The 15,883-nt window shown below is 66.8% G+C and carries 17 protein-coding genes and 1 tRNA gene; 3 read left to right on the forward strand and 15 right to left on the reverse strand.

The annotated features are described in order from the left end of the window. Positions 1-140 precede the first annotated feature (140 nt). A tRNA-Cys gene (locus ACWD0J_RS30785) sits at positions 141-212 on the forward strand. Between the two features lie 83 nt (positions 213-295). Here the strand turns inward: ACWD0J_RS30785 and ACWD0J_RS30790 are convergent. From ACWD0J_RS30790 to ACWD0J_RS30845, 12 genes are all read right to left on the reverse strand, one after another. Next, positions 296-1,579, reverse strand: a complete 1,284-nt coding sequence (locus tag ACWD0J_RS30790; protein WP_451499137.1) for a tyrosine-type recombinase/integrase — start codon at positions 1,577-1,579, stop codon at positions 296-298. A gap of 86 nt (positions 1,580-1,665) precedes the next feature. Continuing rightward, positions 1,666-1,893: a MerR family transcriptional regulator gene (locus ACWD0J_RS30795; RefSeq protein ID WP_093910947.1), complete on the reverse strand. Its 228-nt coding sequence runs from the start codon at positions 1,891-1,893 to the stop codon at positions 1,666-1,668. 339 nt (positions 1,894-2,232) lie between these two features. Beyond that, the gene (locus ACWD0J_RS30800; protein ID WP_451499138.1) at positions 2,233-3,780 is read right to left on the reverse strand and encodes a YfjI family protein; all 1,548 of its coding nucleotides are present in this window, start codon (positions 3,778-3,780) and stop codon (positions 2,233-2,235) included. A gap of 331 nt (positions 3,781-4,111) precedes the next feature. Continuing rightward, positions 4,112-5,029: a bifunctional DNA primase/polymerase gene (locus ACWD0J_RS30805; RefSeq protein WP_451499119.1), complete on the reverse strand. Its 918-nt coding sequence runs from the start codon at positions 5,027-5,029 to the stop codon at positions 4,112-4,114. 91 nt (positions 5,030-5,120) lie between these two features. Then, on the reverse strand, positions 5,121-5,408 hold the full coding sequence (locus tag ACWD0J_RS30810; protein WP_451499120.1) for a hypothetical protein: 288 nt from the start codon (positions 5,406-5,408) through the stop codon (positions 5,121-5,123). 17 nt (positions 5,409-5,425) lie between these two features. Further along, complete coding sequence (locus ACWD0J_RS30815) at positions 5,426-5,893, reverse strand: hypothetical protein (RefSeq protein WP_451499121.1); 468 nt, start codon at positions 5,891-5,893, stop codon at positions 5,426-5,428. 16 nt (positions 5,894-5,909) lie between these two features. Continuing rightward, entirely contained in the window at positions 5,910-6,104 is a 195-nt protein-coding gene (locus tag ACWD0J_RS30820) for a hypothetical protein (protein WP_360221557.1), read from the reverse strand. Positions 6,105-6,122: 18 nt separating this feature from the next. Beyond that, positions 6,123-6,374, reverse strand: coding sequence for a hypothetical protein (locus ACWD0J_RS30825; RefSeq protein ID WP_451499122.1), 252 nt, complete (start codon positions 6,372-6,374; stop codon positions 6,123-6,125). Positions 6,375-6,516: 142 nt separating this feature from the next. Beyond that, the gene (locus ACWD0J_RS30830; protein ID WP_451499123.1) at positions 6,517-8,751 is read right to left on the reverse strand and encodes a cell division protein FtsK; all 2,235 of its coding nucleotides are present in this window, start codon (positions 8,749-8,751) and stop codon (positions 6,517-6,519) included. Positions 8,752-8,833: 82 nt separating this feature from the next. Beyond that, positions 8,834-9,217, reverse strand: a complete 384-nt coding sequence (locus ACWD0J_RS30835) for an RRQRL motif-containing zinc-binding protein (RefSeq protein WP_451499124.1) — start codon at positions 9,215-9,217, stop codon at positions 8,834-8,836. Beyond that, on the reverse strand, positions 9,214-10,326 hold the full coding sequence (locus ACWD0J_RS30840) for a conjugal transfer protein (protein WP_451499125.1): 1,113 nt from the start codon (positions 10,324-10,326) through the stop codon (positions 9,214-9,216). The genes ACWD0J_RS30835 and ACWD0J_RS30840 overlap by 4 nt, the downstream gene beginning before the upstream one ends. Next, positions 10,323-10,613: a hypothetical protein gene (locus tag ACWD0J_RS30845; RefSeq protein ID WP_451499139.1), complete on the reverse strand. Its 291-nt coding sequence runs from the start codon at positions 10,611-10,613 to the stop codon at positions 10,323-10,325. Before ACWD0J_RS30845 ends, ACWD0J_RS30840 begins: the two co-directional genes overlap by 4 nt. 504 nt (positions 10,614-11,117) lie before the next feature. Here ACWD0J_RS30845 and ACWD0J_RS30850 point away from each other — a divergent pair. Together ACWD0J_RS30850 and ACWD0J_RS30855 are read left to right on the forward strand one after the other, a co-directional pair. Next, positions 11,118-11,885: a helix-turn-helix domain-containing protein gene (locus ACWD0J_RS30850; protein WP_451499126.1), complete on the forward strand. Its 768-nt coding sequence runs from the start codon at positions 11,118-11,120 to the stop codon at positions 11,883-11,885. Next, on the forward strand, positions 11,885-12,358 hold the full coding sequence (locus ACWD0J_RS30855; RefSeq protein ID WP_451499127.1) for an NUDIX domain-containing protein: 474 nt from the start codon (positions 11,885-11,887) through the stop codon (positions 12,356-12,358). The genes ACWD0J_RS30850 and ACWD0J_RS30855 overlap by 1 nt, the downstream gene beginning before the upstream one ends. Here ACWD0J_RS30855 and ACWD0J_RS30860 read toward each other — a convergent pair. From ACWD0J_RS30860 to ACWD0J_RS30870, 3 genes are all read right to left on the reverse strand, one after another. Then, on the reverse strand, positions 12,346-12,915 hold the full coding sequence (locus ACWD0J_RS30860) for an HD domain-containing protein (RefSeq protein ID WP_451499128.1): 570 nt from the start codon (positions 12,913-12,915) through the stop codon (positions 12,346-12,348). The genes ACWD0J_RS30855 and ACWD0J_RS30860 overlap by 13 nt on opposite strands. Before the next feature lie 11 nt (positions 12,916-12,926). Further along, on the reverse strand, positions 12,927-13,364 hold the full coding sequence (locus ACWD0J_RS30865) for a GntR family transcriptional regulator (RefSeq protein WP_451499129.1): 438 nt from the start codon (positions 13,362-13,364) through the stop codon (positions 12,927-12,929). A gap of 190 nt (positions 13,365-13,554) precedes the next feature. After that, positions 13,555-15,819 (reverse strand): nSTAND3 domain-containing NTPase, encoded by a 2,265-nt coding sequence (locus ACWD0J_RS30870; protein WP_451499130.1) that lies wholly within the window; start codon positions 15,817-15,819, stop codon positions 13,555-13,557. Positions 15,820-15,883 lie beyond the last annotated feature (64 nt).

The following is a 15,883-nucleotide window of genomic DNA, read 5'->3' on the forward strand; positions in this document are numbered from 1 at the left end:
GGCCTCGTCCTGAGACCTTGGTCGTACGCCCGCACCCACACACCACCCCTTTCATGAACGGCGTATGGCAGTCCCGTTGCACCACCGCCGGTTCCCTTGAGCCCGCCCCACCCGCCCCTCTACGGTCAAGTCACCAACAAGGCCGTGTGCCCGAGCGGTTCAGGGGCTCGCCTGCAAAGCGAGTTACGCGGGTTCGAATCCCGCCACGGCCTCTATAGCCTTGACCAGGCAAATCAAAAGGGTGGCACCCCATGCGGGGTGCCACCCTTTTTGGCCGTCCGTCTCAGTTGCCGTCTCAGTTGGCCGGTACGAGAGCGCCGGCCGCACCGTCGTCGTCATCGTCCGGCCGGTCCGTCTCGGGCTTCCAGATCAGGCCGTCCACCTGCCTCGCGATGTCCGTCCGCACGGCGTCCACCATGTGCTGATAGCGGGCGGCCATGGCCGTGGTCGACCACCCCATGAGGCCCATGACGGCGCGCTCGGGGACACCGAGGATGAGCAGAACCGTGGCGGCCGTGTGACGCGCGTCGTGCAGCCGACCATCCCGCACCTTCGCCTCAGCCAAGAGGTCCTTCCACTCAGTCCAGTCGCGACGGTGGGACGGGCTACGGCCGTGCTCATCCGGGAAGACCAGGCCGTTCTCCTCCCAGCGCTTCCCGGCCGCCTCCCTCTCCGCTTCCTGCGCCTTGAGGTGCTCACGGAGTAGGTCAACGAGTTGTTCGGGGAGGCCGACCGCACGGCGACCGGCGCGCGACTTGGTGACGGTCAACTCCGGGTTGGTCCGTCGCTTCTGCGGGCAGTACCCGGCAGCCTTGCGTCCGCAGGGCTCGGGGCACCCGTGGGCGTATTGCGGCCGGTGGCGGCTACGGCGGACTACGAGGAATCCACCGTCAAGGTCCACGTCGGCCCACTGCAAGCCCAGCACCTCGCCCTGCCGCAGACCGAGCGCGAGGGCGACGGCCCACCGTGCGGAGTTTCGGTGCTGGTCAGCGGCCTTCAACAGTCGCTGTACCTCTTGGACGGTGTAGGGCTCTACCTCGTGATCCCCCGTCTTCGGCGCCTTAGCCAACAGCACCGGGTTCTTGCCGAGATGCCCCCGCCGCACAGCCTCGTTGAGCGCGGCGCGAAAGGTCCGGTGCACCTGGTGAGCGGTCGCGGGCTTGCTGCCGTTGGCCTGCATCTTGGCGTAGAACACCTCGATGTGCTCGGGCTTCAGCCTGTCGAGACGGTGAGCACCCAGGCCGGGAATGAGGTGCTTCCGGACGGCCACGCCGTACCCGACCATCGTGTTGTCGTTCACGGCGAGGGGCGCGACGTTCTCAATCCAGTGGGTCAGCCACGCCTTGACCGTCCACGCCTTGCCGGGCTTCCGTACGGTCTTGGCGTCTCGCTGCTTCTCCAGCTCTCGGACAGCCTCCGCTACCTCGGTTTTGGTCTTGCGCTCGACATGGCGGCGGTCCGGCGTGCCGTCGTCGCGGACGCCCACGGTGACGCGGCCGTGCCACTTACCGTCCTTGCCGAAGTAGATCGAGCTTCGGCCGTTCGGCTGTCGTGTGCGCTTCTTCTTGTCCTCTGCCACAGGCAGGCTCCTGTTTCTTGCGTGTCGGGATTGGAGACCGGGACGGCGGGCTGTCCTGTCCGGGAGTGCCGCCGCCCCGGGCGTCGTCAAGCGGCGCGTTGGGCGGTACGGAGTCGGGTCACGTACGCGGCCGGGGCGTCGGCCGGGACCCTGCGGAGTCCGTCGACCATGACGGACTCCAGTGCGCCGGTGCGGATGAGGGCGAAGCATTTGGTCCGGCCGATGCGGAGGCGGCGGGCGGCCTCTTCGACCTTGAGAAGAACGAGGGTCGGGTCTTCGGCGGGGGCGAGGGGGAGGGTGGTGGGTTCGTCCACGGCTCACTCCTGTAGGGCTGAGTTCATGGGCAGGTGCCGCCGCACAAACCGCAAAATCCGCAGAAAGCCGGGGGATGTCGTTGACCTGCGGTGATGTGGTTCGCGGGTGGCGGTGGACGGCGCTCCGCAGAAACCCGCGATATTCCGCAAAAATCAGGGGCGGCTGGCGGCCGGTCCGCTCGCGGGGTGGTGGTCGGTCTTTTTGCGGAATATCGCGGGATTGTGCGACGGACCCCCGGCTAGGAGGGGGCGAGGGTCGCGCCGCAGGTCAGCGAGGGGTCCGGGATTTTTTGCGGATTTCGCGGTTTGTGCGGGAGGGGTTGTGCGCGCGAGCGGGGGTCACCGGCCGCCGTGGCGCAGGGCGGGGTGGGCCAACAGGCGGAGCGCCGGGGGGCGTCCGCGCTTGCCGGTGCGCTCGGGTTGGTAGGACCGCAGGTATCCGTGGTCTTCCAGCAGCGCGAGGGCCGGTTCGAGGTCGGCGACGGTGGGAACTTCGCTGCGGGACAGGACGGTGAACACGTCCCGTCGGCTTACGTCCTCCCATCCGTTGTCCCTCAGCGCTTCCAGCACGCTGCGGGCGCGGGACAGGACCGGGTCGGCGCCCATGACGTCGAACACGGCGAGGGCGTGGGCGGTGTAGTAGTCCCCCAGCTCGATCGCCGCGTTCATGGTGTCTTCGGTGACGGGGTGGGCGTAGCCGTTGCCGCCGTGTTCGGCGAGGTGCAGCAGCGCGGCCATGCGGGCGGTTGCCCCGGCGAGCTTTCCGGCCCAGTTGGAGATGTGGCCCAGTTTGCCGCCGCGTGCCTTGAGCTGCGGTTCGATGCGCTTCTGATAGGCGATCAGCGCCGCGTCCGCTTCCGGGGTGAGCTGGATGACGGCCGGGTCGGTCCATTCCGCCAGGGACAGAGCGAGGTCGATGACCCGGGTGGTGTAGGCGGCGGCCGTCTGCTCGGGAACCGGGTCGGTGATGATCTCGCGTTCACCGACCGTGGACACCGGCAGGGAGTACAGGAAGCGGGCCAGCAGTCCGCGTCCCTCGAACCCCTTCACCTTCCCGATGTCCCTCAGGACGTCCGGCTGTACGGCCAGGCCGATGGTCAGGGCGGGGGCGTCGATGTACTCGCGGCGGGTCTGCCGGTTCACCCGCAGCCGGTCCCCGGCATGCCCCTTGAGGAAGACTTCCATGTTGGGAGCTCCCGAGTAGCGGCCGGCGATGATGTCGAAGATGCCGCCCTCAGCGCTCATCACCGACAGCCGGCCACCCTGTTCCGCCATGAGCGAGGTGACCGTCTCGGGTGTCGAGTCGTCCGCCAACAGCACCGGTTCGGCCGGGACAGTGAGCGTGTCGGCCGTCTGCGCGAGGCCCACGGCGGTCGCCACCATCTCATCCCGCTTGTCGCCGTCGGCGGACGCGGCCTTGGCAGCGGCCTTGTCCGCCGCTTCCTTGGCCAACCGCGCCGTCAACTCCGCTTCCACGATCACGGGCTGCATAGCCGTCTTGAGCTGCTTCTCCGCCTCATACAGGGGGTTGGTCAACAGCGCGAAGACGGCCGACTTGCGGTTCGCGGGCGGGAGCGCGACCACCGTGTAGAGGTTGGTCGGCTCACGCCAGTTGCCGCGCACGTGGACCACCGACCGGCCGCCGGCCGCCGTGGCGAGCACGGCGAGGGCGATCGAACCGGCGAGGTCCACCGGGGTCTGCGTCTCCTCCGCGACGGCCACCACGAACTCTCCCAACCAGGCAGGGAGGACGTGAGCGGGAAACGGCGGACGCTCCCGACGACCGGTGAGAGGGATGGGGTCCTCCCACACGTCCGGTGCCGCCTCGTCCTCGCCGGGCGGGTCTTCCAGGGTGGGCAGTCCGGCCCACAGGTCGGGGCTGTCCACAGGCTGTGGAGTCATGAGGCCGCCCTCCCTTCAGCGGTGGTGATGTGGGGGCAGACGCCGACGCGAACGCGGGCAGTCAGCCTGATGACGGCGGCACGGCCCCGGGCGCGTTCGTGATGCCCACAGGCACAGAGCCAGTCCGCGACCGGTACGCCCTCGCACTGGATCTGAAGACCCGGGGTGATGCCGGTGACGGTGACCGTCTGCGGGCCAGAACCAACGGCAGAAAGGACGCCCTTGCGGGCGGCGACCTTCGGTTCGCCCACGGTCGGCCGTGGCGGGCCCTGTACGGCGCCCTGAGGGCCGTTCGTGTGGGTTCGGGATGCTTTGTTCATGCCGCACGCTCCACAGCCGTCTCAAGGCCGTTGGCGACCGCGCGGCGCGCGTAGGTCTCCGGGACGCCCACCGAGACGGCGGCGGACACGATCTCCTCACCGATCGCCGCGAGTCCGCACGGTCCGGGACACGCGGTGTGCTGTGCAGCGAGGAACCGGGCGACGCCGAACGCCTGTGATCCGGCGCCAGATTCGGTGCGGGCCCGTACGAGGGCGAGGCCGCGTTCCAGGCCGGTGCGGACGTAGCGCTCGGTGTGGCGGCACCCGATGGCCACCTGCCGCGACCACGTGGCGCGGGCGGGAAGGGAAGATGCCACCTCCCCCCGGGCGGGGGTGGTGTCTTCCTTCACCACCAGGGCGCGCACGGCCGCCGGAAGAACGGCCATACGGCCGGTTCCGGGTCCGAGCCAACGGGCGTACTGCGTCAGGGACTTGATGTCGACACCCGGCCGTACCGCGTTGGACGACGGCATGGCGCCCCGGTAGATCCAGTGTTCGCCCCGCGTCGTCGGCACGGTGCGGGTGGCGGGCAGGGTCTCGCGGGCCCAGGCGACGGCCGCCGTGTTGTCCAGGTCGACCACAGTCACCCCGGCCCCGCCGGGGTGGTAGGCGACGGCCACCGCCTCACGCCACACCGGCGCCCACAGGGGCGAGGTGAGGATGTGCGGGTCGGTGGTCGCTGCGGCCCACGCGTGGCACGGCGCCGGGCACTGGCAGGGTCCCGCCGCTTTCATGTTGGGTCGGCCGCCGCAGGCGCCGTCCTTGCAGGAACGGCAGTTACCGAACGGGACCTTGCCCCGCCGCAGCGGCAGGACCGGGACACCGGCCGCCGCTAGTGCGAGAGCGGTCCGCAGGCGGTTCCCGTCAGGGTGATTCTCGACGAGGGGAAGCCGGGTCGTGCAGTCAGGTGTCATGCTGAAGGTCTCCTGTTCTGCTACGTCGGGATTGGGAGACCGTGGGCGGCGGGCTGTCCTTGTCCGGGAGTGCCGCCGCCCACGGGCGGAGCTAGAAGGGCGGTTCGTCGCTGTAGCCGCCAGGGCCCCACGGGTCACGGCCGTTGTCGCGGCGACGCAGCCACCGGGATCGGCGCGGGAGCGGCAGCAGGACCATGCGCCACTCCGTCCAGCAGGGGCAGGGCTCCCACTCGGTACCGGCGTACTCGCCGTTGTGGTCGCCGTAGTCGTGCGGGATGCCGCCAACGCCGTCGCAGTCACGGCAGTCGGGCCGGGGCGTGTCGGTCAGGATCAGGGCGTTGCGTGGCAGCGCGGTGCGCTGGATACGCAGTCGGATCACGACTGTTGATCTCCTTCTCAGCCGTAGAACTTGTTCCGCTTGATGACGGCCTTGCGGATGTTGACCGTCGTCCCGCCGCCGTGGCCGCTCGCGCTGAACACCTGCACGGCGATCCAGCCGCCGAAGATGACGGCGGCGAGGATGACGAGCTGGGTGATCAGGGCGGTCAGGGCGGCGATGAACGAGGTGAGCAGCAGCAGTCCGCCGCACACGGCGAGGAACCCGACACCCCCGAGCGCGATGTTCACCGCCGCGCGGGAGACGGCCGGCTTGTGCGCGACCGGTTCGGGCTTGGCGGGCTCGATGGCGTAGCCGGTGACGACGCGGCCGTCGGGCAGGACGATGCTCGTCACGGCCGGGATGGTGCCCGGCTGCACGGGTACGAGCGGCGCGGTGTGCGCGGGGGCGATCGGGGTGGGGCGGTGGACTTCCACGGCCGCCACCTCGTGCCCGGCCGGACGGCCGTACGCGGTGGGTTCGTTCACGGTGCTGGTCTCCCTTCTAGCGGCCGGCGTCGGCGAGGGCGCCGGTGACGGCGGTGACGAGCTGGTTGACGGTGTCGCTCGCGTCGGTGCCGGCGAGGTAGAAGCCGAAGAGCGCGACGACGACGGCCGCACCGGCACCGACGGCCTTGAAGCGCAGCAGCAGCGCGACGCCGACGGCGAGCAACAGAACGAGCGAGATGGTGATGTCCACGGGGCCTCCCGGGCGGGGTCAGCGGGTGCCGGCGCGGTAGGTGCGCGCGGCGCGGTTGTAGATCCAGCGGCCGACGCGTATGCGCTTGCCGGTGGCGTCGCAGCGGCGGCAGTCACGGCCGCGCTTGGTCGTGCCCTTGCGGTCGGTCTTGAAGTCGTGGCCCATGCCGTCGCACTTGCGGCAGTCCCCGAACGGGCTCAGCCAGCACTTGGCGACGTAACCGAGTGTGACTATCAGTAGGAATGCGGTAGCGAGCGCTGCAAGGCTCATCAGGGGGCCTCTCAGAGGGGTGGGAGGGGGTTTCCGCAGGTCGGCCACTACGTGCTAGCGGCCTGATCAGGGGCGGTTTGGGTCGCTAGCAGGGTTGCTACCGGTAGCGACGTCTACCGCTACCGGTAGCAGGCTGTGAGACCTATCCGGCGTCCCGCTTCTGGTTGCGCTCCGTAATCGCGGTGGCAATGTCGTCGCGCTTGATGCCGCGCTTGTTGACCTGTTCGCCGTCGATGCGCCGGCTGATCTGCCCCGTGCCGATGCCGAACGGCTTGAGCGCTGCGGTGAGCGCTTCCGCCTTGGGCTTGGGCTCCAACACCGCCCACGGGCCGTAGACGTCCGGGCGCAGGTCGGCAAGCCGGTCCACGACCGTTTCCGACCACACCTTGGTCTCGCCCTTGCCGAGCACGGCCGCGACGTCGTCAAGGATCGTCGCGGACGTCTCCGCCGCCGGGACCTCGCCGACCGCGTCACCCGACAGGGTCCCCTCCGCCTCGCGCAACGCGGCGGCCCTGGTCAGGACACGTTCGGCGTCGCGGCCGTCGGCGAGGTAGGTGCGCACGATCCCGGAGTCGTCGGACATGCCCTTGAGCAGACCGACGCCCTTGTGGGACTTCAGCAGCTTGGACGCGTCCAACCCCTCCGAGTACGACCCCGCACCAAGGATCGTGTCCGACACCTGGTAGGCGCCGACCCGCAGGGCGAACCGGGCCTGATGCTGGTCACGCAGCTCTGACGGGCACGCCTTGTCGTCCGGCTTCTGCGTCGCCGTCATCACCGAGACACCAACCGCGGGGGCGACCCGGGCGAGGTAGACCATCAGGGACAGGATTTCCTTGCCGTGCTCGGGGTGGGTCAGGTACTCCTGCACCTCGTCCACCACGAACAGCGTCAGGGGCATGTTCAGCTTCTTGTCCCGGCTGATCTCCGGGGTGAGTTTGCCCTCCGGGCAGACGTGCAGCGGCAGTTCCGACAGCCGGTGATACCGGTCCTCCACATCCGCCTTCAACTCCCGCAGCGAGGTCAGCAGATGCCCCACCGGGTCGACCCCGTTCTTCGGGACGATGCCGAAGCCGATGCGGTGCGCGACCAACGCGAACTTGCGCCAGTCCGGCGACGCCTTGCCGTCGAACACGTACAGGCGCACGTACGGGTCCAACGCGGCGGCGAGTGCGATCGTGCGGGCTGAGAACGTCTTGCCCTGACGCGGCACGGCGCCTACCAGCAGAGACAGCCACAGCATGGTGGCCATGACCGGGTTGCCGCGTTCGTCGACACCCCACGGGAACGGCTTCCAGAAGTCCACCCGCGTCGCCCCCAGCAGCGGGGACTTGCCCGACGGGACGGCGAGCGGGTCACGGTCGGCGATCCAGTACGACACCCGCCGCCCGCTCGTCTCGTCCTTGTCGAGGAAGAGCTGAGTGGGGGCGATGTCCATACCGGAGGCGAGACGGGCGTGAGCCTTCATCGCGTCCTCGAACGTCTTGCCGTACGGCAGATCCACGATCACGCGCCAGCCGTCCCCGTCCCGGCCGATCGGTCGCGGGAAGGCAATCGTCTGATCCTTGGTGGTCAGCCCGGCCGCCTCGTGTGCGCGGATAACGATGTCCGAGGACAGCTTGCGCTTGCGGAACGTCACCTTGGCCATGTCGATGAGCGGCCGGTCCGCCGGCGCCCCGACCACACCGAGGGTGGTGGCCAGCGTCGCCATGGCCAGCATGAGCAGCCACGACGGCGCCATGACGTACAGGGTCAGCGCGGCGGCCAGACCGACGAAACCGGCGATCGTCGCGACGATCCCCCGCAGCCGGACGCGGTCGTTGCGCTGCCGGGACAGCTTCAGGTACTCCGCCGCGTCCTCGTTGGCCACGGACGCGAGCCGCAAGCCCTTGCCCTCCGCGTCGAACACCCACCGGCCGATCGCGGTAGACCACCGCCACGCGCCGCGCGGCGAGTACATGCAGATCTTCGGCGTGTAGACCAGCGGCAGGCGCACGGCGTGGTAGCCGACTACAGCGGAGTAGTGCCTCACGGCCCACTTGCGGACCGCCGTGCGCTGGTCAGGGAGCTTCACCCAGTCCGGCAGCACCGGCATACGGGCCTTGTCCCTGGCCTCCATCCATTCCGCGACCGAGGGCGGGTAGACCTCGCGCGGCGGGTCGACCGGCGCCCCCTCGCTCAGGCCGTCGGCCTCCGGGTCGTCGGTGTCGGGGAGTTCGGCCTCCCACTCCCCCGGCTTCACCGCGCCCTCGCCGGTCGGCGCGGCCGGGTCGGCGGGGTCGGTCTTCTTCTTCAGCGGGAACGGCACGATGTCGGCCGTCGGCTGTTCGGTGCCCTCCGGGTCCTCCGGGGGCGGGAAGGCGGTGGTTTCCGTCACGATGTACGCACTCCTTCGGGAGTCGAAGGGTCCGGCCGGCTTGCTGTGGAAGGTGGGCGGCCGGACCCGGGTTCGGGGTAGTTCAAGCGGCGCGCTGTTCCTCGGGAAAGGCGCAGGTCACACAGGCTCCGAGCGAGGTGGGGATCACGTATCCGGCGTCCCGGCCGCACTCGGGACAACGGCGGCGGGCGGCATTGGCCTTGGCGAGCGCTACCCACCTCGCCGGAGTCATCGGCCGCACCGGACGGGCGAGGTCGACCCGGTACAGGTACGCGGTCAACGGTTCGCGCCGACGGCGCGGCCGGAGGATCTGTGCCGCGATGTCCTGACCACCCGGGCGCAGTCCACGTGTGCGGAGTTGGCGGCGGGTGGCCAAGTCGTCGGGGGCGTATCGCCACGGGTAGGTGGGGATACCGAAGCGCTCGCCGTCCGGGTCGAAGCAGTCGGCGAGGGTCAGCCGCTTCACGCGGCCTTACCGCCGTCGGCGGCACGTTCGGCGAGGATCGTGTCCCGCAGCGTCCGCGCGTTCGCCGGCGAGGTACGGAGTTCACGGCGGATGCCCTCCGCCGTGATCCGGCTGTCCGGCCAATCGGCGGTCGCGGTGCGGGCCTCAGCGAGCAACTGATCCGCCGTGCGCTTCGGTCGGGGCGACCGGGCCACGTCGGGAACCCGGCCGGTCGCCCGACGGGATCGGGGGGAGTCGACCGCCACCGCCCGCCGCCCGGCCGGCGAGGCGAGCGCCGGGGCAGGCTTGAAGGGAAGAGTCGACTTCATGAAGTCGACCGCCACCGGATCGGGTGCGGACAAGCGGGTCAGCACCACCGACGGCGCCGGGGTCGATTCCCGCAGGTCAGCCATAGACCGATTCCTCATGGTCTCGGTAGATTCCTCCGCATTCGCGTCCACGTCAGGAACCGGCGCGAGGGCGGGGGCCGTACCGCCGAACATCGACGCGAGCGCGGCATCCGCACCGTCCGCGATCCGGTCGCGCTGGACATCCATCAGCCTCGATCCGAGCGCGGCATCCCCGACCCCGACCTTGCGGGCCAGACGCCACGACGCCCGATCGGACCGCTTCCGCACCCGGTCGACCGGGTGGTGTGCGGCGCGCGCCCGGTGGTAGGCGAGGGCCTGCACGATGTCGGCGGTGCGCCGCTCGTTCTCCGCGTCGCGGCCGTCGGTGTGGACGACGATCCGGCGGGCAAGGAACGCCATGCCCTCCGCCGACACGGACATGCCCATCGGGGTCAGGGCGTAGATCACGGTCCGTCCCGGGTCCGGCGCGGCCATGGCGCCCATGACGGCGGCGGCGGCCGGCAGTGCCCACAGCCCGATCCGTACGACACGGGGCGAGGACTGCCCCAACATGGTCAGTCCCAGCAGAACCAGGGCGAGAACGGCCGTGGCACCCTCACCGGCACCGAGGGCACCGAGGGCGGTACCGGTGCCGTAGGCGTGCCCGATGTTGCTGTACGTACCGATACCGCCGATCACGCCCGTGGCGAGCATGGGCACGAACGCGGCCGTCAGGACACCGATCTGAACCTTCGTCAGAGGCTTGCGTGTCTCGCTCATGCCGCTTCCCCCGTCCCCGACCGGTGGCCGCGAACGGCACGCAGGAACGGCACCGTACGCGTCAGCGCGTCGGCGTACAGGGCGTCCCAACCGGCGATCTCGTCACCGGCCTCCGCCTCCGCGCGCAGGTCGGCGAGGATGTCACGGGCCGCGTCCTCACGGGCGGCACGCTCGCCGTCCGTCTCGGACTCCAGCGGGCCCCGGAACAGGTCGACGTCGATACCGAGCGCCAGTTCCGCGAATTCGATGTCGCCGTGCGCTTCCTGACCGGCGACGAAGGTGCGCATACGCATGGTGGATCTCTCCTTGGAACGTCGGGACGGGAGACCAGGCGCGGCGGGCTGTCCTGTCCGGGAGTGCCGCCGCGCCGGAAACACGGGCCACCGCTGCGAAGCAGTGGGGCTGTGATGCGAGGTGGTGCGCTGTCTCCTTCGGGAACACGGGCTCCCGTTTCAGGCGTATGGAGACGTGACCTTTCGGTCTAAGCCCTCCGGTTGACCAGGGGTCCGGGTCCCTCGGCCCGCTCTGTCCCGGGCCCCTTGTCGTGCGCTCGACCGGGTCGCCGAAGCGATCCGATCGAGAGGAACATGTATTACGTGTTCCTCATCTTGCAGAGGGGAGTTCGCCCCGTCAAGCCCTTCGGCTGTTTGAGTTCGCGCGCCCCTCGCGCTCGATGTACCTACAGAGTGGCGTCGGCGACCGCGACGCTCGACTTCGCACCTGTACGACTCAGGTCGTTCTTAGCTAGCGTGAAGTCGTACCAAGTCGTCCCGAGTGAGCGGAGGTTGGACGTGGCGAACGAGCGACTGCGCGGCGCGATAGTCGACTTGGGCCTGACCCTTGATGAGGTCGCCGAACGTCTCGGTGTCGCGGCCAAGACAGTCGAACGCTGGATCAACGACCCGGAGCGCAAGCCGTATCGCCGCTTCCAGTACGCGACCGCCTCACTTCTGAAGTGCGAAGTCTCGTACCTCTGGCCGGACGAACGAACGTCGGCCGAGGTGACCGCCACCGGCAACGCGGAGTTGGTCAGGCTGTATCCGCACCGGTCCGTCGTGATGCAGACCCTTTGGACGAACCTGTACTCCAAGGCGACGCGGCAGTTTGACCTACTGGTGTACTCGGGGTTCTGGCTCACCGAGGACGCGACGTTTCACCGCATCGTGAAGGAGAAGGCGGCCGACGGAGTGCCCATCCGCTTCATGCTGGGAGAACCCGAGTCGCCGGCCGTGGCCGTGAGGGGCGAGGACGAAGGGATCGGCGCCGCGATGGCGGGCAAGATTCGCAACGCCCTCATCAACTACGCCCCGCTCTTTGGTCTCCCGGGTGTCGAGTTCCGCTTGCACGGCACCACGCTCTACAACTCGATCTACCGGGCCGATGACGAGATGCTGGCGAACGGCCACCTCTTCGGGGTCGGCGCCTACATGGCTCCCGTGCTCCATCTGCGGCGCGTCCCCGGCGGTGAACTCTTCGACGCCTACGCTGAGAGCGTTGAAAAGGTGTGGCAGTCGGCCCGTCCGATCTCGTCACCCGCCGACTGGGAAGGCACACACTGATGAGCCGGATTGACTACTTCCGCGACCCGCACGCCCCTAAGGCCAACTCGGTGATCCCGTCGGTGACGGCGGTTGTTCGGGACGATGCGGGGCGGCTGTTGCTCATCCACAAGACCGACAACGACCTTTGGGCCCTGCCCGGTGGTGGCCACGACATTGGCGAGCGCATCGCGGATACGGTCGTTCGTGAGGTACGGGAAGAGACCGGTATCGACGTTGAGGTAGACAACATCGTCGGGCTCTACACCGACCCCGAGCACGTGTTGGCGTACGACGACGGCGAGGTCCGGCAACAGTTCTCCATCTGCTTCCGAGCTCACCCGGTCGGCGGTTCCCTACGGACAAGCAGCGAATCGAAAGAAGTCCGCTGGATTGATCCGGCGGACCTTGACCGGCTGGACATCCACCCTTCGATGATGTTGCGCATCCGGCACGGTCTCGATGATGCGCGGCGAGAGCCCTACATCGGCTGACCACCAACGGAGGCGTCCGCCATCCGCTCCCCGACACGCTTCGACGCTGCATGGATCTCGGGGGCTGCGCGTTGGATGAACCGTCCTACGATCGTGTCCGGGCCGTACCGCTGCACGATCTCGTCCAGCCTTTCGGCTGGCGTGGTCTGCGTCCCGTCCGGCGTTGTCGTCATGTCGCAGTAAAGGAGCGCGTCGACCAGGTCCGGGCGCTCTAGCTGGAACTCGTCCTCCAGGTCCTGCCTCAGTCCCCGTTCCTCGGCTTCAAGGAGAGCGCAAGAGTGGTGCGCCACGAGACGCACCACCCGTTCGTCTCCTCGTTCCTGGTCTCGAAGGAATCGCGCGCCGTCCAACGGGTGAAAGCCTGTGGTGGCGATGGCCGGCGAGTACCCGACGTCATGCAGCACGGCGGCGGCCTCCAGTAGCTCCGCGTCGTTGCCAAGGATGGGGCTCAGGGAGCGAGCACGCTTGGCGACCCCGAGGGAATGTGCCCAGCGGCGTGGCAGCGGTTCGGACAGCATCGTCTCGGAGAGCCGGTAGGCCCACTCAGTCAGTCCCATGTCGGCCAAGACTACGGCCGCGCGGTGGGAGTCGGGAGGGCACGTACCGTGCGCCCCTTTCCGTGAACAGTGGCGAGCAAGCCGTTCCCTTCCATCTGTGCGAGGACGCGCCGTACGGCAGTTCGGGACGCACCAAACCGCTCGCACAGTTTCGCTTCAGACGGGTACGCGTCGCCCACCGACAGCGAATCCTCGGTGATCACGTCCACCATCCGTTCGTCCAAGGATCGCCGATCACCGCTCCGGGCAGGGCGCCATCCGATCCCAGGCGCGGACTCAACCACGCCGTCAGCTTCGAGGGCCTTGAGTGCGCGACGGATGGTGTTGCGCGAGACGCCATGCGAACTCGTGAGTGCCGCCTCAGACGGCAGGGGCTCACCCTCCTTGATCTCTTTCCGCAGCGCTTCAGCAATGACCAGGTAGGTTCCGCGTGGACTGGCCTTCGGCACTTCGGTTCCTCTCGCGTCGCTCCGTCGCTCGATGCCAAGGGTCGCACGTCGGCGGCATGCAGGTCAGGACACCACCGTGGGCAAGGCCGCTCCGCACCGGACTGTCTGAAGCCCTTCACAACCCGGCGCCAGGACGAACCAAATTCAAAGCGACTGAACGAGTCTGAATTACAGCCCGAGGGGCACCTGATCAATCAGACGATTCCCGAAGGGTTTGCATCATGCTTTCCACCTCTCTTGCCGCATTCCATGTGAGTCCGGAACCCGGTTTCCCCGGAGGAACAAAGGGCGTCTGGTGTTCCGAGTCAAACTCGTCCAAGCGTTGCAACACCGCGTCGTACTCGCTCATGTCGAATGGCGCAGTCGAGCCGTCAGCTTGGTAATACTCGATGACTTCCTTCATTTCCGACCCAGAGGTTACGGGGTCGCGGTGAGTTTGCGCCCAATCTTCGAAGGCCGCTTCGGCATAGTCATCGCGCACCGAATCCAACCGCTGCAAAGCCTCCGCAACCTCGATCCCGGGATCGTAGTGATCAATTCCACGTAGAAAGTCTTCCGCTTCTTCGATCAAGTTCCAGTCGCTTAGATCTCCCATAATCCATTCGACGGCCCAAGATATGCAGTCAGAGAGAACCTCCTCGGCCCTCGGCGTCTTCGATCGAGCCAGGGTCTGCAGAAGTGCATGAAGATCCGTCGACCCAGAGGCGTTCAGCACGGTGTCTGCATCGGCAGCCGTGTCAAGAGCCAATTCCCGGATGATCCCCGAATCAAGGTCAAGGCCCATTTCCAGGCACAGCCAGGAGCGACGCACATAGTCCTTTCGGTGCGGAGGTCGGAGATTGACGGGCTCAGCATGGAAGACCGTGCATGCAACTTGTTCAATCTGCTCGCGACGTTTCCTATAGGTCTCAGCCATAGGGCCCCCACCCGGAGCAGGGAATACAAGCCAGAGGGCTTCCAGCTGTTCGTACCTCTTTACTAGGGAGATGAGTGAAATAACCTCACCCATGTCCGATTGCACATAGTTCACCAGGTAGTCACGGACGGATGGGTTGTGGAATCCGACGTACACGGCCCCGTACTCATGCACGCTTCTCAGCATGGTCCCATCAAGGACACCCAGCGCACTACGCAGGCCACGCAAAGGCTCGCCGCACTCCATCCAGAGTTCTTGCAAGTCGTCCAGGCGAATATCCGACATGAAGGAAAGGATGAGTTTGAGTAGCTTCACGTCAGTTTCACCTAGCTGATTTCTGACGATATGATCCCAAACTCGGTGCGGGTCTTCGAGATTAGCGATGATGTCGCTAGCTAGCGATTCGCGAACACCTGAGAGCAGTTCGGACTCTGCGAGCGTGACAGCGATAATTCGCGGGTTGAAGTTCCGATGCTGGATAATCGGGCGATACACTTCGGCGTCTGCGAATGACTGTTTTACGGTCTGAGGAAGCGCCGAATTGTAGACGTGATTATAGAGAATGGATGCTCTAGCTTGGTACGTGTAGTCTGCTAGATCGATGACGCAGGTGTACATGTCGAACGAGTGCCTGTCGAGGCGCTCGTATCGCTGCCTAGCCTGAGCGAGAATATATTCGCGAGTCGTGAGAATGAAGCGCTTATTTGGACTCTTCGAGACTCGCTTCATCAGCGAGAGAAGTCGACTATCCTCATTCTTCCCAAGTTTCTCATCGAACGTGGTTTGCCCGAGGAAGTCATCGTAATAGTAGATTTGGTTCAGCTCATCATTCCACAGGTGATTCGCCTCGTCAGAATCCTCCGATATCTCCACAAGCTCATACCCCATGGCCATGTAGTGCGCACTGAGAACTTGACTCAGCGTCGTCTTGCCAATTCCGGGGATTCCTGCGACTACGCATACATGTTTACTCTCAAGGAGTTCCAGGGCTTTTTCATAGCTAGGGTTGACGGCATAGGTCCGAAGCGTGCTATCGAAGTCTTGAGCCAACGCTTGGGAACGCGTCACCACATTTTTGGCCAGTAGCGTATTGAGGACTGAAGCGCTCGTGAGCCACAGGCGCAGGTGCCTGCGGACTACGTGATCGCGTTTGCGCAGAAGAGCGTCTATTTCTTCCTTTCCATAGATATCGCTGGGGGTTTTCACATGGGGTTTGAGAATCTCGAATAGCTTGTCTTTGGCGCCTTTAGTGAGGGAAACTGATGTCGCGAGGATGTACCGCTGAGGCTTCAGTCTCGCCACTTTCGCCGCTTCGGCATTCGCAATGTGCTCGATCAGTTTTGCACGTCCAGACCTGTGCCAGTGCTTGCACTGCACGATAAGCGACTCTCCTGCCGAGGAGAGGTGACGCAGGTCGACACCTCCATCCGCGCCGGCGGCGAAGAGCTCAAGTCTCATGCCGAGCTCTTCTTCAAGCAGATCCTTGCAAACAGCTTCGAAGTCGAAGTCCGTCAGTCGACTCAGGTCGAACGTTTCCATGTCCCTCCCCTATTGGCCTCTGCATCAGTATCGGCCGCAACTGGCAACCCTCGCAGGGCATCGG

The sequence above is a fragment of the Streptomyces sp. NPDC003011 genome, assembly GCF_053591515.1.